Raw genomic sequence first — 19,111 nt, forward strand, 5'->3', positions numbered from 1 at the left:
TTGCGTAGCATTCGAGAATTAATGCATCAATAGTGTATTAATTTGCGGTGCCCTAAAAATGGGCAGCCGGTGGAGGAGACAGGCTTGACGCGGGGACGGACCTCGGCGGCGCTGCCCAAGCACGCCCAGATCAGCGAAATGCTGATCCGAGACATCGCAGCCGGACGGCTGGCGGATGGCGCGCGGCTGCCGCCGGAACGTGAGATGGCGGAACAGTTGGGTATCGCGGTGGGGACGCTGCGCAAGGCCCTGGAAACGCTGTCGAATGAGGGGTTGTTGGATCGCGTTCAGGGGTCTGGAAACTACGTGCGCGCGCGGGGCGGCGTGGCCTCGATCTATTCGATGCTGCGGCTGGAGTTGAAGGCCGGGGGCGGGTTGCCGACGGCAGAGTTTCTGGCGGTGGATCGCCTGCCGAAACCGCCGGGGGTGCCTGCGTTCGGACCTTCGGATGAGGGCTGGCGCTTTCGCCGGTTGCGATTCCTTGGCGGGGTTCCGGCGGCGCTGGAAGAGATCTGGCTGGACGGGGCGCAGGCGGCGGAGATCGCGGCACAAGACGTGTCGGAGTCGCTGTACCTGTTCTATCGTGAGCGGCTGGGTCTGGTGATCCTCGCGGCAGAGGACCGGGTCAGTTTCGCCCCGGTGCCGGACTGGGGCGATGCCCGGTTCCCCCCTGTCGCGGGGGCGACCGCGGGCTATGTCGAGCGGATCGCGCGCGACAGCGCGGGCGCGCCGGTCGAATTTTCTCGGACGTGGTTTGACGCGGAGACCGTCATTTACATCAACAGGATCGGCAAGGCATGAACATGGTGCGTTACGGTGTGATCGGCTGCGGGATGATGGGCCGTGAGCATATCCAGAACATCAATCTGCTGCCGCATGGCCGGGTGACGGCGGTGTTTGACCCGATGCGCGATCTGGCTGTCAGCGCGGCGGATCTGGCGGGCGGGGCGCAGGTTTGTGACACGCTGGAGGATCTGCTGGCGGTGCCGGATCTGGATGCGCTGGTGATTGTCAGTCCGAACGATTGCCATGTGCCGCAATTGCGCCAGATCGCGGCGACGCGCCCGCTGCCGATCCTGTGCGAAAAGCCGCTGTTCACCGCACCCGAGGATGAGGCGTTTCTGCGCGACTTTGCGGCCAGCTATGGCGCGCCGGTCTGGGTGGCGATGGAATACCGCTATATGCCGCCCATCGCGCTTTTGCGCGATGAGGCGCAGGAGGCGACGGGCGGGATTTCCATGCTGACGATCCGTGAGCATCGCTTTCCCTTCCTGCCCAAGGTCGGCGCGTGGAACCGGTTCAATGCCCGCAGCGGCGGCACGCTGGTCGAGAAATGCTGTCACTTCTTTGACCTGATGCGGCTGATCCTGCGGGATGAGCCGGTGCGCGTCATGGCCAGCGCCGGGCAGGCGGTGAACCACAAGGACGAAACCTATGACGGGCACGCGCCGGACATCTGGGACAACGGCTATGTGATCCTCAATTTCGCGGGGGGCGCGCGGGCGATGCTGGAACTGTGCATGTTCGCCGAAGGATCGCGCTATCAGGAAGAGATCAGCGCCATGGGCCCGGCGGGCAAGATCGAGGCGCGGGTGCCGGGGCCGGGGCGGTTCTGGCCCGCGCATCTGGGCGCGGCCCCGGTGCCGCAGGTGATCGTGTCGCCGCGCGTGCCCAAGGGACCGCGTGTCATCGACGTGCCGGTGGACGCGGCGCTGCTGGCGGCGGGCGATCACAACGGATCGACCTATTACCAGCACGAACGGTTCAACGCGGTGGTGCGCGGCGAGGGCCGCCCCGAGGTCTCGCTGGCGGACGGCATCGCGGCGGTGCGGATCGGGCTGGCGGCACAAGAAAGCGCCGCAACCGGGCAGGCGGTCACGCTGTGACCCTGTTGCGGGCGGCGGAATCGCCGCCGTCTTGATCAGGGACGTTTCGCTGGCCTGACGGACCTGCATAGTGCACGCGAAACGCAGAGCAGGTCATGGTGGACGCCGAGGGCGCGGCCCGAGAACGGGCGTTTCGCACCGAGGTGCTGGCCGGACTGCACGCGAGCGACCGGGGAATCCCGCACCCGCCGGATTCGATTGCCGAGGCGGTCGCCTTTGTCGAACGCCAAAGGCCAAGGGTGGCGGCGGCCCCGACTTATTATGGCATTGCGACATCCGACCGGGGTGATACACAAGTAACCCATGTGAGTTGACGCGCGAGAAGGATTTTCTTGACGGAAGACCGGGTTTCCCACAGGTCAAAACATTACGCGCGTTAAAAATACCGGAAAACTCCGGACTGTGCTGCCGGGAAGTGCCTCCGTGGTGTGCAAGATGGCTGACGGAGAGGAACAATGGACGATCGCAAGATCCGGAACATGGAGGAATTCGCAGAGGTCAGCGGGATTTCACGCCCGACCCTGTCGAAGTACTTCAACGACCCCGACAGTGTGCGCAAATCCACGCGCTCACGGATCGAGGGGGCGCTGGAGCAGTACGACTACCGGCCCAACATCTTTGCCATCAACCAGAACCGCAAGCTGACAAAGAACATCGGCATTGTCGTGCCGTATCTGGCCGACCCTTTCTTTGCCGAAATTGCCCGCAATCTGGAGATGCTGGTCATCGGTTCCGGCTTTCGTCCCATCCTGCTCAGTTCGCACGGGACGACCGATCAGGAGAATGACAACCTTGAAAGCCTGCGCGCGATCAAGCCAGCCGGGGCGCTGTTGGCGCCGTTGGGGCGAAGTTCGGACAAAAGCGCGGTCGAAAGCTTTTGCAAGGCGGTGCCTTCTGTTCTTTTTGACAGCAATCTCAGTGGTTTGGGTGAGGCGTTTGTCGGTCATGACAACGATCAGGCCACGGGTCTGATCTGCGATTACCTGTGCCGGACGGGCCAGCCGCCGGCGTTTTTCGAAATGCGCACGCCCACCAACCCGAACGCCTATCGCCGCCGCAGGGCCTATTGCAACGCGATGGAGCAAATGGGCCATCCGGTGCATCTGTTGCAGGTTGACGGCGACGGCTGGGATTTCGAGAAAATCGGGCTGGAGGGCGGCATGCGGTTGATCGACGGCGGAGATCTGCCGTCAGATACGATCCTGTGCAGCAATGACCGTCTGGCAATCGGGTTTCTGGCGGCGGCCTATCAAAAGGGGCTGCGAGTCGGCCTTGGTCCGGGGTCGGCCCTGCGCATCGCCGGACACGACGATCACCCGTTTTCGCGCTATACATGCCCGCCTCTGACCACGGTTTCGCAAAGTTACGATGCAATCGCAGAACGCAGCGTCGAGCGCCTGTTCAGCCTGATCGAAAGCGGTGAGCGTGCTGAAAAGCGTGATGAAATTTTCCTGGAGGGCCGTTTGATCATGCGTCAATCCGCCTGATTTTGCTGCGTCGCGGCAATTTAAAATTTTACTCCCGTAAAGATTTTGTTGACTCGTTGCTCTCCCTCGGTCACGATGAGTGCGTGAATACTGAGATCCAAGGGAGGAAATTGGATGACTTTGAAAGGCGCATTTTTTGCGGCTTCCGCGCTCGTGTCGGTGTCTGCCACCGCGCTGACTGCCGAGGTGCTGACCATCGCAACCGTGAACAACGGCGACATGATCCGCATGCAGGGCCTCACGGCTGACTTCACCGCGAAAACCGGTCACGAAGTAAACTGGGTCACGCTGGAAGAAAACGTTCTTCGCCAGCGCGTCACCACCGACGTCACCACCAAGGGTGGGTCCTTCGACATCATGACGATCGGCATGTATGAGACCCCGATCTGGGGCGCAAACGGCTGGCTGGTTCCGCTGGACGATCTGTCGGAAGAGTACGACGTCGACGACCTGCTGCCCGCCATGCGCAACGGTCTGAGCCATGACGGCACGCTGTACGCGGCCCCGTTCTACGGCGAAAGCTCGATGATCATGTACCGCACCGACCTGATGGAAGCCGCCGGTCTGGAAATGCCCGACGCGCCGACATGGGAATTCATCCGCGAAGCGGCCGTCGCCATGACCGACCGTGACGCCGAGATCAACGGCATCTGCCTGCGTGGCAAGGCTGGCTGGGGTGAAGGCGGCGCGCTGATCACCGTGACGGCAAACTCGTTCGGCGCTCGCTGGTTCGACGAAAACTGGACCCCCCAGTTCGATCAGCCCGAGTGGGAAGAGGCGCTTACCTTCTACGTGAACCTGATGAACGATGCGGGCCCTCCGGGATACGCGACCAACGGGTTCAACGAAAACCTGTCGCTGTTCCAGCAGGGCAAATGCGGCATGTGGATCGACGCCACCGTTGCGGCGTCCTTCGTGACCAACCCAAACGACTCGACCGTGGCTGACAAGGTCGGCTTTGCTCTGGCACCAAACCACGAAGGCGTCGAAAAGCGCGCCAACTGGCTCTGGGCATGGGCGCTGGCGATCCCGGCGGGCACACAAAAGGCTGACGCGGCCAAAGAGTTCATCGAATGGGCCACCTCGAAGGACTATATCGAGCTGGTTGCCGCCAACGAAGGCTGGGCCAACGTTCCTCCGGGCGCGCGGACCTCGCTGTATGAGAACCCCGAGTACCAGAAGGTTCCCTTCGCTCAGAAGACGCTGGACTCGATCCTCGCCGCTGACCCGAACAACCCGACGGTTGACCCGGTTCCCTATGTCGGTGTCCAGTTCGTCGCCATCCCCGAATTCGCCGGTATCGCGACCGACGTGAGCCAGGAATTCTCGGCGGTCTATGCCGGTCAGCAGACCGTGGCAGAAGCGCTGGAAAAGGCGCAGGCCCTGACGGTCGACGCAATGGAAGCCGCAGGTTACTGAGGCATCCTCCCTGTCCGGAGGGCGGGGGCAACCGCCCTCCGGATTCAGCACCACACCCACTCACCCAATGACATGAATAGAAATGGCGACCCCGCGTCGCCAAGGGAGGAGGCGCGCCATGGCGACCCTGCATTCGCGATCCGCAGCCCGTCTGATGATGGCCCCCGCGGTTTTTCTGCTTCTGGTCTGGATGCTCGTCCCGCTGAGCATGACCCTGTGGTTCTCATTCCGTAAGTATCTGCCGCTGCGCGGCGGGGATCTGGGATGGGCCGGTTTTGACAACTACGTCCGTTTCGTAACCTCGAGCGCGTTTTGGCCCAGCGTTATGACCACCCTGATTATCGTGGGTGGGGTTCTGATCATCACTGTCGTTTTCGGTGTGCTTCTGGCCATGCTGCTGGATCAGCCGATGTGGGGACAGGGGATCGTCCGTATCCTTGTGATTGCACCGTTCTTCGTGATGCCGACCGTGTCGGCGCTGGTCTGGAAGAACATGTTCATGGACCCGGTGAACGGATTGTTCGCCCACCTGTGGAAGTTTTTCGGGGCAGAGCCGGTTTCGTGGCTTAGTCAGGCGTCGCTGGAATCGATCATCATGATCGTCAGCTGGCAATGGCTGCCCTTTGCGACGCTGATCCTGCTGACCGCGATCCAGTCGCTGGACAGCGAACAGTTGGAAGCCGCAGAGATGGACGGCGCGCCGCCGCTCTCTCGCTTCTTCTCCATCATCCTGCCGCACCTTGGCCGCGCCATCACCATTGTGGTCCTGATCCAGACGATTTTCCTGCTGTCCATCTTTGCAGAGATCTTTGTCACCACAGGCGGTGCATTCGGAACCAAGACGCTGACCTACCTGATCTTCCAGCGTGTGCTGGAAAGCCAGAACATCGGTCTGGGGTCTGCTGGTGGTGTTTACGCAATCATTCTCGCCAATATCGTTGCGCTCTTCCTGATGCGCATCGTCGGCAAGAACCTGGACGCCTGAGGAGGGAACATCATGGCACGCGCTGTTACGTCACAACGCAAAGCACTCAATACCGCCTTCGCGTGGGGTGTTGGTCTGCTGATCTTCTTCCCGATCCTCTGGACGATCCTGACCAGCTTCAAGACAGAGGCGCAGGCAATCGCAGATCCACCGGTCTTCCTGTTTTTCGACTGGACGTTGGAAAACTATACGGTGGTGCAGGAACGCTCTGACTATATGCGGTTCCTGTGGAACTCGGTCATCATCGCGGGCGGGTCGACCATACTGGGGGTGATCATCGCGGTCCCCGCCGCCTGGTCGATGGCCTTTGTGCCCTCCGCCCGGACCAAGGACATCCTGCTGTGGATGCTCTCGACCAAGATGCTGCCCGCGGTTGGCGTTCTGTATCCAATCTACCTGATGTTCATCAAACTGGGTTGGCTGGATACGCGGATCGGTCTGGTCATCGTCCTGATGCTGATCAACCTGCCGATCATTGTCTGGATGCTCTACACCTACTTCAAGGAAATCCCCGGTGAGATCCTCGAAGCGGCACGGATGGACGGCGCATCGCTCAAAGAGGAAATCCTCTACGTTCTGACGCCGATGGCAGTGCCGGGCATCGCCTCGACCCTGTTGCTCAATGTCATCCTTGCCTGGAACGAAGCGTTCTGGACGCTCAACCTGACCGCAGCCAAGGCGGCACCGCTGACGGCCTTTATCGCCAGCTATTCCAGCCCCGAGGGCCTGTTCTACGCAAAACTCTCGGCGGCCTCTGTCATGGCCATCGCGCCGATCCTGATCATGGGCTGGTTCAGCCAGAAACAACTTGTCCGGGGCTTGACCTTCGGCGCAGTGAAATAAGGGGGGGACCCATGGGACGTATTCAACTCAAGCAGGTCAAGAAATCCTTTGGCGACGTGACGGTCATCCCGCCGCTGGATCTTGAAATCAACGATGGCGAGTTCGTGGTGTTTGTCGGCCCGTCGGGCTGCGGCAAGTCCACACTGTTGCGGCTGATCGCCGGGCTGGAGGACATGACCGCCGGCACGATCGAGATCGACGGTCAGGACGCCACATCGCTGCCCCCGGCCAAGCGCAAGCTGGCGATGGTGTTCCAGTCCTATGCGCTGTACCCGCATATGACGGTGCGCAAGAACATCGCCTTCCCGATGCGGATGGCGGGGATGGATCAGGCCGAGCAGGACAAGCGGATCGCCTCGGCGGCGAAGGCGCTGAACCTGACCGACTATCTTGACCGTCGTCCGGGGCAACTGTCCGGCGGTCAGCGTCAGCGGGTCGCCATCGGTCGCGCCATCGTGCGGGAGCCAGAGGCCTTCCTGTTCGACGAACCGCTGTCCAACCTTGATGCCGCGCTGCGTGTGGGCATGCGGATGGAAATCAGCGAGTTGCACAAGAAGCTGGCGACCACGATGATCTATGTGACCCACGATCAGGTCGAGGCCATGACCATGGCCGACAAGATCGTGGTGCTGCATGCCGGCGTGATCGAACAGGTGGGTAGCCCGCTGGAGCTGTACCGTGCGCCGCGCAACAAGTTTGTGGCCGGCTTCATCGGTTCGCCCAAGATGAACCTCGTCGAGGGTGTCGAAGCGGCCAAACACAATGCCGATACCATCGGCATCCGCCCCGAGCATATCGAGGTGTCGTCCACCGACGGCCTGTGGAAGGGGCAGGTCGGCGTGGCCGAGCATCTGGGATCGGACACCTTTATCCACGTGCACGGCGTTCCGGGTTGCGATCCGATGACGGTGCGGGTTGGCGGTGAAATCCCGGTGGGTCACGGTGACACGGTCTATCTGACGCCGAACCTGGATCATCTGCATCGCTTCGATGCAGAGGGGTTGCGCATCGCATGATGCGGCTTGACGGAAAATCCGCCCTGATCACCGGGGCCGCCCGTGGCATCGGCAAGGGCTTTGCCGAAGCCTATGCGCGCGAAGGTGCCACGGTGGCGATCGGCGACATCAACATGGAGGCGGCGGAGGCCGCCGCCTCTGACATCGGCGCGGGCGCCTATGCGGTGCATCTGGACGTAACCCGGCAGGACAGCATCGACGCAGCTATTGCATCGGTGGTGGACCGGGCGGGCAAGCTGGACATCCTGATCAACAACGCGGCGGTCTTTGACGCCGCGCATACGGTGGACATCACCCGCGACAGCTATGACCGGCTGTATGCGATCAATGTCGCGGGGACATTGTTCACCATGCAGGCGGCGGCAAAGCAGATGATTGCGCAGGGCCACGGCGGCAAGATCATCAACATGGCGTCACAGGCCGGGCGGCGCGGCGAGTCGCTGGTGCTTGTTTACTGCTCGACCAAGGCAGCGGTGATCTCGATGACGCAATCCGCCGGGCTGAACCTGATCCAGCACGGCATCAACGTGAACGCCATCGCGCCCGGCGTGGTGGATGGTGAACACTGGGTTCATGTGGATGCGATGTTCGCCAAGCTTGAAGGCAAGGCACCGGGCCAGAAAAAGCGCGAGGTCGAGGCCAGCGTGCCCGCAGGCCGTTACGCGACGCCCGCGGATCTGGCGGGCATGGCCGTGTTCCTCGCCTCGTCCGAGGCCGATTACATCGTGTCGCAGACCTACAACGTCGATGGCGGGCAATGGATGAGCTGACAGCCTCCGCTGCGCGCCAAGAAACGAGACCGGGGGCAATCCCCCGACAACCACGTGAGGTTCCCATGGCGATCAAGCTTTGCTCCGCCAATCTGTCCGACCTGCCGGAAGGCGTGGCCGTTCCCACCTATGACCGCAGCGCGCTGACGCCGGGGATCGTGCATATCGGTCTTGGGAATTTTCATCGCGGGCATCAGGCATGGTATCTGCACCGGCTGATGCAGCAGGGGCTGGCGCAGGACTGGGCCATCGTCGGCGCGGGTGTGCGTCCCTACGATGAGGCGCAGCGCCTGAAGATGGCCGAACAGGACTATCTGACCACGCTGATCGAGCTGGACCCGGCGGGCAGTTCCGCCGAGGTTGTCGGCTCGATGATCGACTATGTGCCGATCGTCGAGGGCAATGGCCCGTTGATCCAGCGCATGACCGATCCGGCGATCCGCATCGTTGCGCTGACCGTGACAGAGGGGGGATACTACATCGACCCCGTCACCAAAGGGTTCGACGCCAAGCACCCCGATATCCAGCACGACGCCGCCAACCCGTCGATGCCACGCACCGCCTTTGGGGCGATGATTGCCGCGCTGCGGCTGCGCCGCGACGCGGGCACCGGGCCGTTCACCGGCCAAAGCTGCGACAATCTGCAAGGCAATGGCGCGGTGCTGCGGCAGACCGTTGTGTCGCTGGCGCGGCTGTCCGATCCGGCGCTGGCGGACTGGATCGACGCCAATTGTACCTTTCCCGATGCCATGGTCGACTGCATCGTGCCCGCCACCGGGCCGAACGAACTGGCGCTGGTGCGCCAGCTTGGCCTCGACGATGCGGTGCCGGTCACACATGAGAACTTTCGTCAATGGGTGATCGAGGACAATTTTTGCGCCGGGCGGCCGGATTGGGACAAGGCGGGGGCAACCTTTTCCGACGACGTCCACGCCTACGAGACCATGAAAATCCGTATCCTGAACGGCGGGCATCAGGTTGTCGCCAACCCCGGTGAGGTTCTGGGGGTCGAGACGATAGCAGGCTGCATGGCGCATCCGCTGATCGGGGCGCTGTTCCACAAGCTGGCCAGCACCGAGATCGTGCCCCACGTTGACGCGGTGCCGGGCATGGCCCCGCTGGATTATGTCGACCTGATCCACCGCCGCTTTTCCAATCCCCGGATTGTCGACACCACCCGGCGCGTGGCCTTTGACGGCTCGTCCCGACATCCGGGCTTTTTGCTGCCGACCCTGCGCGAGGCGCTGGCGGCGGGGCAACCGTATGAGGGGCTCGCACTGGTCGAGGCGCTCTGGGCGCGGATGTATGCGGGCACGCGGGAGAACGGCTCTGAGATCGCGCCGAACGATCCGTTCTGGAGCGAAATGCAGGCGGTGGCGATTGTGGCAAGAGAGACGCCGCAGGTCTGGCTGGAGCAGCGTCAGATTTATGGCGACCTCGCCGACCATGCGGGTTTCGCCGCAAGCTTTGCCAAGGCGCTGCACACGATCTGGAGCGACGGGACAGAGGCGGCCATCCGCGCCTATCTGGCGTGACGCGCGGCAATCCCGGCGGTCGCCTGACAGGGTTTCCGGGACGCTGTTGGCCGGTGGGTCAATAAAATCAACAGGTTCCACAGGTGTACTTATGTATGTCCCGTGCCTTGCCCCCGGCAGTCCGCTGCCGGGGGCAAGGCGTTTCAGGGGTGGGTTTTGTGCGTTTGGAACAGATGCACCGGCCCGACCTTTCAGGTTTCAGACAAATTCTATGCAAGCACGATGCGGGTTTTAGGCTTCTGTTCATTCGGAACGGTGAGGTTGGCGGCGCACCTGAAGCGGTGGCGCGGTCCGAAACCAAGGTCTGCATCCGTCAGAACGACGTCAGCAAAGCCGCATGCGGCAAATGAAACCGGCGCAAAACGCGCTTACGAACAGCAAGGGCAAGAATATGTCTAGCATCCTGACGAACAACGGCGCCATGGTGGCGCTGCAAACCCTCAAATCCATCAATGCCAGCCTCTCGGATACCCAGTCGGAAATCTCGACCGGCAAACGTGTCGCCACCGCCAAGGACAACTCCGCCGTCTGGGCCATCTCGAAGGTGATGGAAGCCGACGTAAAGGGGTTCAAGGGCATCTCCGACAGCCTCAATCTGGGCCAATCGACCGTTTCCGTGGCGCGCCAGGCCGCAGAAACCACAACCGATCTTCTGACCGAGATCAAATCCCGCATCGTTGCGGCGCAGGAAGAAAACGTCGACCGCGCCAAGATTCAGGATGACATCAACGCGCTGCGCGACCAGATTTCTGCGGTTGTCGGCGCGGCGCAGTTCAACGGTCTCAACCTGCTGTCGAACACCGAGACAACCGCCGGGACCGGCCGGGTCAACATTCTGGCCTCGCTGGATCGGTCGGGAACGGGGGTGACCGCGTCGGACATCACTGTCAACAAACAGGATCTGGGCACATCGGCCGCATCGATCGATGTGGCATCAGCCTCGGCCACGGCGGTCGGCACCGACGCCGCCTCGGGTGCGGCCAACACGGCGGCGGTGGCCCTGACCGGCGCCGCGACCCAGCCGACCACCCTTGCCGTCATCGGCCAGACGGCTGGTGCGGGCACCGCAACCGTCGCCGCAGGCACCGGCTTTTCGATTGAAATCACCGCCGGTGCTGCTGGCCTTGCGACCTTCAACACCACCGCTACGGCTGGCGCGCAGGAAATCACCTACGTCGCCCGTGACGGCGATACGGAGGCCGATGTCACCCGCGGGCTGGTCGCGGCCTTTAACAAGTATGTCGCGGACAATTCAGACATCACCGAGGGTCTGGGCATCGCGGCCGCCGTGAACGGCACCAACGCCAACCAGCTTGATTTCACCGGCGCCAACAACACCGGCGACAACTTCTCTGTGCAGGTGCGCAGCTATGCCGTGACCGACACCACAATCGGCGGCCGCCTCGAAGAGTTGGCCAATATCGATGTGACCACGCAGGCGGGTGCGGATTCCGCGCTGATCGAGGTGGAAGGCCTGATCGATATCGCCATTGACGCCGCGGCGGCCTTTGGCTCGGCCCAGGGCCGGATCGAAACACAGTCCGACTTTGTGTCGCAGCTGACGGACGCTCTGAAATCCGGCATCGGCGCATTGGTCGACGCGGATATGGAAGAGGCTTCGGCCCGTTTGCAGGCGTTGCAGGTCCAGCAACAGCTGGGTGTTCAGGCCCTGTCGATCGCCAATCAGGCACCGCAGTCGCTGTTGTCGCTGTTCCAGGGCTGATCGAGAGATCCGGTCCCGTGGCCCAACCGGGCGGCGGGTGATGAACGGGGCGGTGCGCATGCGCCGCCCCTTTCGTTTGCGCCCCGGCTTTGGCGCCTCTTCCCACGGCACCCGCTGATGTGATTAAATTTTGGGCATATGCGTCAGGTGTTGGCGTTCTTTGTGGCGGTGCGCCTTGCCCGCCCCATTCCAAGCTGAGACAAACCGGCATGAGCGACCGGATCACCATTGTTGTCGTCGAGGAAGACCGCGAACGCGCCATCGCGATCGTGGATGCCTTGCAGGCATCCGGCCCCTACGAGGTGCATGTCATCGGCAATGCTTCCAGCCTTGCGCGCCGCATTGCCGCGCTGTCGCCAGACGTGGTGCTGATCGACATCGATAATCCGACCCGCGACATGCTTGAGGAATTGACGCTGGCCTCCGGCCCGATGGAGCGTCCGGTGGCGATGTTCGTCTCCGGCGCGGCGGGCAACCTCGCCCGCGAGGCGGTCGAAGCGGGACTGTCGGCCTATGTGGTCGACGGAATGAAACCGGAACGGCTGAAACCGGTGCTGGACGCGGCCATTGCCCGGTTCCAGATGGTGCGCAAGATGCGCCGCGAACTGGCAGAGACGCGCCGCGCCTTGGAAGAACGCAAGGTCATCGACCGCGCCAAGGGCCTGCTGATGAAGGCGCGCGGCATCGAGGAAGAAGCGGCCTATGCCCTGTTGCGCAAGGCGGCGATGGATCAGGGACGCCGCGTGGCCGAGGTGGCGGAGGCGCTGGTCACGGCCTCGGGGCTGCTGTCATGAAGGCAGTGACCTTGCCAATTGCCTACGTGCCACTGGTGGACGCGGCGCCGTTGGTGGTGGCGCACGAGATGGGATTTGCCCGTGAAGAAGGGGTCGAGTTTGACCTGATTTCCGCCCCGTCCTGGTCGTCGGTGCGCGACATGCTGGCCTTTGGCAGGGTCGATGCGGCGCATCTGCTGTCGCCGGTGCCAGTGGCCATGGCGATGGGGCTGGGCGGCGTGACACAGCCGATTTCGGCGGTGTCTGTGCTGTCGGTGAATGGCAATATGATCGGCGTCAGCCGCGCGCTGGAACAGCGCTTGCGGCAATCGGGCTATGGATTCGATTTCCACGATGCCGCCGCCGCCGCCCGTGCGCTGGCCGCCGCCGCCGACCGTCCGCTGGTCTTTGGCGTGCCGTTTCCGTTTTCGATGCATGTGGAATTGCTGCACTACTGGCTGGAGGCGTCGGATATGGCGCGGGTCGGGTTCGAGGTGCGCACCGTGCCGCCGCAACTGATGGCCGAGGCGCTGGCCAAGGGCGATGTGGATGCCGTTTGCGTTGGTGAGCCATGGGGCTCGGTGGCGGTGGAAAGTGCCGCCGGGGCCTTGTTGCTGCCGGGCAAGGCGATCTGGTCGCTGGCACCGGAAAAGGTGCTGGCCGTGCGCACCGACTGGGCGGAGACGGAACCGCACCTGCTGGGCAAGCTCATGCGGGCGGTGTGGCGGGCGGGGCGGTGGCTGGATTCGCCCGAAAGCCGGACATCGGCGGCCGAAATTCTGGCGCATAAGGCCTATCTGGATTTGCCTTCCGAACTGATCGACCGCGCGCTGACCGGCCGGTTCACGATCTCTGGCCATGCCGAACAGCGCGACGTGCCGGGTTTTGTCGGCTTTCACGACGGGGCGGCAAACTTTCCGTGGCGCAGTCAAGCCAAATGGATCGCCAGCCGCCTTGCTCTGCGTTTCGGGTTGGACGAGGGCGAGGCGCGCGCCAGAGCCGGGCAGGTTTTCCGGTCGGATATTTATCGGAACCTGATGGTGTCGACCAATGCCGATCTTCCGGGCGCATCAGAGAAACTGGAAGGCGCGATTCGGGAAACCACGGCGGTTGCATCGCAAAAAGGGCAGATTCTGCTGCCGCCGGATGCGTTCTTTGATGGCCGCATATTTGACCCCGAGGCCAGTTGACGCCTAAGAATGCGGCAGTGCAGCGTAGTCTTTCTCCGGAATCCGGGAATTTTGCGGCAGCGCAGCAAAATCACTTGATCGCAGGGACGCTTTCGCAAATCCTGAGATCACCGGAGCACAACGACGTGCCCCGCGCGACATACCTCCCACAGATCGGGATCATCCGAGCAACGCCGCTCACTCTCTGCCTGCAACAGGCGGAGCGTGCTTGCGGCTATTTGTCTTGCCCGGAGTTTCGCGATGAAACCGGGTGCCCCAAAATAAGGAACCGACCGAATGAAGTCTTTCCTCCTCTCCCTCGCGGCGACCACTGCCTTGGTCACCCCTGCCTTTGCCGAAATGCTGGAACTTGAAAAGGATGAGCTGACCTTCGGCTTTATCAAGCTGACCGACATGGCCCCACTCGCCGTGGCCTATGAGAACGGTTATTTTCTGGACGAGGGTCTGTTTGTCACGCTGGAGGCGCAGGCCAACTGGAAGGTGCTGCTGGACGGCGTGATCGGCGGGCAGTTGGACGGCGCGCACATGCTGGCCGGTCAACCGCTGGCGGCGACCATCGGCTACGGCACCGAGGCGCATATCATCACGCCTTTCTCGATGGATCTGAACGGCAACGGCATCACCGTCTCGAACGAGGTCTGGGAGATGATGAAGCCCAACATCCCGCAGGAAGACGGCAAGCCGGTGCATCCGATCAGCGCAAGCGCGCTGGCCCCGGTGGTCGAGACGTTCAAATCCGACGGCAAGCCGTTCAACATGGGCATGGTCTTTCCGGTCTCGACCCACAACTATGAATTGCGGTACTGGCTGGCCGCTGGCGGGTTGCACCCCGGTTTCTATTCACCCGAGAACATCACCGGCCAGATCAACGCCGAGGTGCTGCTGTCGGTGACGCCGCCGCCGCAGATGCCCGCCACGTTGGAGGCCGGGACGATCAACGGCTACAGCGTGGGGGAGCCGTGGAACCAGCAGGCGGTTCTCAAGGGCATCGGCGTGCCGGTGATCACCGACTATGAACTGTGGAAAAACAACCCGGAAAAGGTGTTCGGCATCTCTGCCGACTTCGCCGAGGCCAACCCCAACACCACCATCGCGGTGACCAAGGCGCTGATCCGCGCGGCCATCTGGCTGGACGAGAACGACAACGCCAACCGCGCCGAGGCGGTCGAGATCCTGAGCCGCGCGGAATACGTCGGAGCCGACTATGACGTGATCGCCAACTCGATGACCGGCACGTTCGAATACGAAAAGGGCGACAAGCGCGAAGTGCCCGACTTCAACGTCTTTTTCCGCTACAACGCGACCTATCCGTTTTACTCGGACGCGGTCTGGTACCTGACGCAGATGCGCCGCTGGGGCCAGATCGCAGAGCCGAAGTCGGATGACTGGTTCGATGAGGTCGCGCGCTCGGTCTATCGCCCGGACATCTATCTGGAGGCCGCGCGCATGCTGGTCGACGAAGGTCTGGCCAATGAGGCGGATTTCCCCTGGGACAGCGATGGCTACAAGGCGCCGACCCCGGCGGCCGATATCATCGACGGCATCGAATACGATGGCCGTGCGCCCAACGCCTACCTTGAAAGCCTGCCGATTGGCCTGAAGGGCGCGCAGACGGTGGTCGGCGCCGAGGTCAAGGGCTGACACCGGCCAATCTCGCCGAGGCCCCGGATCAGGTCCGGGGCGCGTTTCACCCAGTACATCGCGCTCCGGGCGCAGACCCGGAGCCTCCTCCCTCAGATCGAGGACTGCACGACATGACGACCCTAGATCCCGAATTCACCGCTGCCGAGGCCAAGGAGGCCCGCCGCGCCCGCCTGTTCACCCGCATCAACACCGCCGACAAATGGTTGCAGGCTTTTGGCCTGAACTGGATCACGCCGATCCTGCGGGTGGCCGCGGGGGACAATCCCGCCGCCCAGATGAAGGAAATCTGGCGTTTGCTGGCGGTGCCGCTGATCGCCATCATGGTGTTCCTGCTGCTCTGGGGCACGCTGGCCCCCAAGGTGCAGACATCGCTGGGCGCGGTGCCCGGCCCGGCGCAGGTCTGGGAAGAGGCGCTGAACCTGCACGACGACGCGCTCGCCAAGGCCGCCAAGCAGGCCAAGTTCGAGGCGATGGTCGACAAGCGCAACCAGAAGTTCATCGACGCCGGTGAGCCGGACAAGGTCAAATCCGTCGCCTACACCGGCGCGCCCAGCTATTACCAGCAGATCTGGACCTCGATCAAAACCGTCTTCTTCGGCTTTTTGCTGGCGACGATCGTGGCGGTGCCGCTGGGCATCATGGCCGGTCTGTCGGCCACCGCAAATGCCGCGATCAACCCGCTGGTGCAGATCTTCAAACCGGTGTCGCCGCTGGCCTGGCTGCCCATCGTCACGATGATCGTGTCGGCCATGTACACCAGCAATGACGGGCTGTTCGCCAAGTCGTTCCTGATCTCGGCCATCACCGTGACGCTGTGTTCGCTCTGGCCGACGCTGATCAACACGGCGCTGGGCGTGGCCTCCATCGACAAGGATCTGATCAACGTCTCGAAGGTGCTCAAGATGAACACCTACACCAAGATCACCAAGCTGGTGCTGCCCTCGGCGCTGCCGCTGATCTTTACCGGGCTGCGGTTGTCGCTGGGTGTGGGCTGGATGGTGCTGATTGCGGCGGAAATGCTGGCGCAGAACCCCGGTCTGGGCAAATTCGTCTGGGATGAGTTCCAGAACGGCTCCAGCCAGTCGCTGGCCAAGATCATGGTCGCTGTCCTGACCATCGGCATCATCGGCTTCCTGCTGGATCGCGTGATGTTCGCTCTACAGTCCCTTTTCACCTTCTCGAACAATCGGTGAGCGACATGGCTGTAATCGAATTCAAGAACGTCTCGAAAAGCTTTGGCACCGGCACCCATGCCAGCCATGTGCTGAAAAATATCGACCTGCGCGTCGAAGAGGGGGAGTTTCTGGTGCTGCTGGGCTTTTCCGGCACCGGAAAGACCACGCTGATCAACCTGATGGCCGGGCTGGAACAGCCCACCAAGGGCAGCGTGGCGTTTCGCGGCCAGCCGATCACCGGACCGGGGCGTGAACGCGGAGTAATCTTTCAGAACTACTCGCTGATGCCGTGGCTGACGGTTGAGGGCAATGTGCGTCTGGCGGTGGACACGGTGTTCCCGAAGATGCCCAAGGCGGAAAAAGCCGAAAAGGTCGCGCAGTATGTGCAGATGGTGGGCCTGTCCCACGCTGCCACGCGCCGTCCTTCGGAACTGTCCGGCGGGATGCGCCAGCGGGTGAACGTGGCGCGGGCGCTGGCGATGTCGCCCGAGGTGCTGTTGCTGGATGAACCGCTGAGCGCGCTGGATGCGCTGACGCGCGGCAACCTTGCCGAAGAGATCGAGCATATCTGGGAGGCGGACAAGAAGACCTGCGTGCTGATCACCAACGATGTGGACGAGGCGATCCTGCTGGCCGACCGCATCATCGCGCTGAACCCGGACGGCACGCTGGGCGAAGAGTTCAAGGTGGGGATCGAGCGCCCGCGCGACCGCACGGCGATGAACCACGACGACCAGTTCAAGGCGCTGCGGGCCGCTGTCACCAATTACCTGATGGACGTGGGCATCAAGGCGCGGGCCGAAGGCAGCAAGATCCTGCCCGACGTGACCCCCATCCACGGCCTGCCGAAGGTCATCACGGACGCGCAAGAGGGGCTGATCGACGAACGCTTTCTCGACTTCAGCCAGTTGCACAAGGTCTATGCGACGCCCAAGGGCCCGCTGACCGTGGTCGAGGATTTCAACCTGAAGATGGACCGGGGAGAGTTCATCTCGCTGATCGGACATTCGGGCTGTGGCAAGTCCACGGTGCTGACCATGGCCGCCGGTCTGAACGCGATCTCCAAGGGCGCGATCAAGCTGGACGGCCGCCATGTCGAGGGGGCTGACCCCGAACGCGCGGTGGTGTTCCAGTCGCCCTCGCTGTTCCCATGGCTGACGGCGCGCGAAAACTGCGCCATCGGCGTCGACAAGGTTTACCCCCGCGCCAGCCGGGCCGAGCGGCAGGACGTGGTGGATTACTATCTGGAACGCGTCGGTCTGGCGGATTCGATGGACAAACCCGCCGTCGATCTGTCGAACGGCATGAAACAGCGCGTCGGCATCGCGCGGGCCTTTGCCCTGTCGCCCAAGCTGCTGCTGCTGGATGAGCCGTTCGGGATGCTGGACAGCCTGACCCGTTGGGAATTGCAGGAAGTGCTGATGGAGGTCTGGTCGCGGACCAAGGTCACCGCCGTCTGCGTCACTCACGACGTCGATGAGGCGATCCTGCTGGCCGACCGGGTGGTGATGATGACCAACGGACCGCAGGCCACGATCGGCAAGATCGTCAACGTCGACCTGCCCCGCCCGCGCACCCGCAAGGCGCTGCTCGAACACCCCGATTACTACCACTACCGCGAGCAGGTGCTGAGCTTTCTTGAGGAATATGAACACGGTGCCAAGCCCAAGACGGCCACCGCTGCCGTGAAATCTGACGACAAGGAGGCCGCATGATGGACGTGGTCATCGACACACCCACCCGCACATTCATTCAGGTCACAGAGGTCTGGGTGCCCGAGGGCGGCGTGCTGAAGCTGGTCGAGGGCAGCTATGGCGACTTGACCGCCTTTGAGGACACCTCACGCGGGACCGAATTCGCCAAAGGCGAGGGCCTGCCGGGCAAGGCATGGGCCGAGGAACGCCCCGTGGTGCTCAAGGGCTTTGACGGTTCCTACTTCAAGCGGACCGAGGCGGCGGCAGAGGCGGGGCTGACCAGCGCCGTGGCGATCCCGATCTTTGCCGAGGACGTGCTGAAGGCGGTTCTGGTGGTGCTTTGCGGCGACGACGCCGACCGCACCGGCGCAATCGAGGTCTGGGAAGAAAAGGACGGGCTGCTGACGCTGGACGACGGCTATTACGGCGCGGCCAAGCATTTCGAATGGGTCAGCCAGCATACCAGTTTCCCAAAGGGGCAGGGCCTGCCCGGGGGCGTCTGGGTCTCTGGTCATCCGATGCTGATGCGCGACCTTGGGTCCGGGTATCGGTTTGTCCGCGCGGAAAGCGCGGGCAAGGCGGGGCTGACCACAGGTCTGGGGCTGCCGGTGCCGGTGCCGCAGGACAAGACCTATGTCATGACGCTGTTGTCGGCGCGCGGCACGCCCATCGCCCGCCGGTTTGAGCTGTGGGATGCGCGCAAAGCCCGTGCCGGCGGCAATGCGGCGCTGCTGGTGGACGGTATCTGCGCCCGCGAAGGGGCGCTTTGGGATCCGGACAACGCGGGCAACGAACGCCGCGTGACCGGTTTTCAGGGGGCCATCGGGCGGGTGATCGGCACCGGTCTGCCGGTGGTGCAGTCCGGCCAGTCCGGCCTGATCGCCGGGTACAACACCATGGTTGCTTTGCCGATCCATCAGGGCGGCGAGCTGGCGCATATCGTCGCCTGGTACATTTGAGAGGTCACATGA

The 19,111-nt window shown here is 62.9% G+C and carries 17 protein-coding genes; all 17 read left to right on the forward strand.

Annotated elements, in window-relative coordinates; all coding sequences use genetic code 11:
• The first annotated feature begins 84 nt into the window (after positions 1 to 84).
• The 17 genes from ACN0S5_RS18600 to ACN0S5_RS18680 all read left to right on the forward strand — a co-directional run bounded on the left by ACN0S5_RS18600 (position 85) and on the right by ACN0S5_RS18680 (position 19,099).
• On the forward strand, positions 85 to 801 hold the full coding sequence (locus ACN0S5_RS18600) for a GntR family transcriptional regulator (RefSeq protein ID WP_417210241.1): 717 nt from the start codon (positions 85 to 87) through the stop codon (positions 799 to 801).
• Positions 798 to 1,886 carry a Gfo/Idh/MocA family protein gene (locus tag ACN0S5_RS18605; protein ID WP_417210242.1) on the forward strand — a complete coding sequence of 363 codons (1,089 nt, stop codon included), beginning with the start codon at positions 798 to 800 and terminating at the stop codon, positions 1,884 to 1,886. The genes ACN0S5_RS18600 and ACN0S5_RS18605 overlap by 4 nt, the downstream gene beginning before the upstream one ends.
• A 95-nt stretch (positions 1,887 to 1,981) precedes the next feature.
• On the forward strand, positions 1,982 to 2,200 hold the full coding sequence (locus ACN0S5_RS18610; protein WP_417210244.1) for a hypothetical protein: 219 nt from the start codon (positions 1,982 to 1,984) through the stop codon (positions 2,198 to 2,200).
• A gap of 141 nt (positions 2,201 to 2,341) precedes the next feature.
• Complete coding sequence (locus tag ACN0S5_RS18615; protein WP_417210246.1) at positions 2,342 to 3,373, forward strand: LacI family DNA-binding transcriptional regulator; 1,032 nt, start codon at positions 2,342 to 2,344, stop codon at positions 3,371 to 3,373.
• A 114-nt stretch (positions 3,374 to 3,487) separates the two neighbouring features.
• Entirely contained in the window at positions 3,488 to 4,792 is a 1,305-nt protein-coding gene (locus ACN0S5_RS18620) for an ABC transporter substrate-binding protein (RefSeq protein WP_417210248.1), read from the forward strand.
• A gap of 118 nt (positions 4,793 to 4,910) precedes the next feature.
• A complete protein-coding gene (locus tag ACN0S5_RS18625) occupies positions 4,911 to 5,777 on the forward strand; it encodes a carbohydrate ABC transporter permease (protein ID WP_417210250.1) in 867 nt (288 codons plus the stop codon).
• 12 nt (positions 5,778 to 5,789) lie between these two features.
• The gene (locus tag ACN0S5_RS18630) at positions 5,790 to 6,620 is read left to right on the forward strand and encodes a carbohydrate ABC transporter permease (protein WP_417210252.1); all 831 of its coding nucleotides are present in this window, start codon (positions 5,790 to 5,792) and stop codon (positions 6,618 to 6,620) included.
• Between the two features lie 11 nt (positions 6,621 to 6,631).
• Complete coding sequence (locus tag ACN0S5_RS18635) at positions 6,632 to 7,636, forward strand: ABC transporter ATP-binding protein (protein WP_417210254.1); 1,005 nt, start codon at positions 6,632 to 6,634, stop codon at positions 7,634 to 7,636.
• Positions 7,636 to 8,406 (forward strand): L-iditol 2-dehydrogenase, encoded by a 771-nt coding sequence (locus ACN0S5_RS18640; protein WP_417210305.1) that lies wholly within the window; start codon positions 7,636 to 7,638, stop codon positions 8,404 to 8,406. Before ACN0S5_RS18635 ends, ACN0S5_RS18640 begins: the two co-directional genes overlap by 1 nt.
• Positions 8,407 to 8,471: 65 nt before the next feature.
• On the forward strand, positions 8,472 to 9,941 hold the full coding sequence (locus ACN0S5_RS18645; protein WP_417210255.1) for a mannitol dehydrogenase family protein: 1,470 nt from the start codon (positions 8,472 to 8,474) through the stop codon (positions 9,939 to 9,941).
• A gap of 391 nt (positions 9,942 to 10,332) precedes the next feature.
• The gene (locus ACN0S5_RS18650) at positions 10,333 to 11,664 is read left to right on the forward strand and encodes a flagellin (protein WP_417210257.1); all 1,332 of its coding nucleotides are present in this window, start codon (positions 10,333 to 10,335) and stop codon (positions 11,662 to 11,664) included.
• A 209-nt stretch (positions 11,665 to 11,873) separates the two neighbouring features.
• Positions 11,874 to 12,458, forward strand: coding sequence for an ANTAR domain-containing response regulator (locus ACN0S5_RS18655; protein ID WP_417210258.1), 585 nt, complete (start codon positions 11,874 to 11,876; stop codon positions 12,456 to 12,458).
• Complete coding sequence (locus ACN0S5_RS18660; RefSeq protein WP_417210259.1) at positions 12,455 to 13,627, forward strand: ABC transporter substrate-binding protein; 1,173 nt, start codon at positions 12,455 to 12,457, stop codon at positions 13,625 to 13,627. Before ACN0S5_RS18655 ends, ACN0S5_RS18660 begins: the two co-directional genes overlap by 4 nt.
• 276 nt (positions 13,628 to 13,903) lie before the next feature.
• Positions 13,904 to 15,268 carry a CmpA/NrtA family ABC transporter substrate-binding protein gene (locus tag ACN0S5_RS18665; protein WP_417210260.1) on the forward strand — a complete coding sequence of 455 codons (1,365 nt, stop codon included), beginning with the start codon at positions 13,904 to 13,906 and terminating at the stop codon, positions 15,266 to 15,268.
• Positions 15,269 to 15,381: 113 nt separating this feature from the next.
• Positions 15,382 to 16,464: an ABC transporter permease gene (locus ACN0S5_RS18670; RefSeq protein ID WP_417210262.1), complete on the forward strand. Its 1,083-nt coding sequence runs from the start codon at positions 15,382 to 15,384 to the stop codon at positions 16,462 to 16,464.
• A 5-nt stretch (positions 16,465 to 16,469) separates the two neighbouring features.
• Positions 16,470 to 18,161 (forward strand): ABC transporter ATP-binding protein, encoded by a 1,692-nt coding sequence (locus ACN0S5_RS18675; RefSeq protein ID WP_417210263.1) that lies wholly within the window; start codon positions 16,470 to 16,472, stop codon positions 18,159 to 18,161.
• Positions 18,158 to 19,099, forward strand: a complete 942-nt coding sequence (locus ACN0S5_RS18680; RefSeq protein WP_417210265.1) for a GAF domain-containing protein — start codon at positions 18,158 to 18,160, stop codon at positions 19,097 to 19,099. The genes ACN0S5_RS18675 and ACN0S5_RS18680 overlap by 4 nt, the downstream gene beginning before the upstream one ends.
• Positions 19,100 to 19,111: the final 12 nt, after the last annotated feature.

It is taken from the genome of Antarctobacter sp., from assembly GCF_048262615.1.
In the GTDB taxonomy this organism is placed as follows: domain Bacteria; phylum Pseudomonadota; class Alphaproteobacteria; order Rhodobacterales; family Rhodobacteraceae; genus Antarctobacter.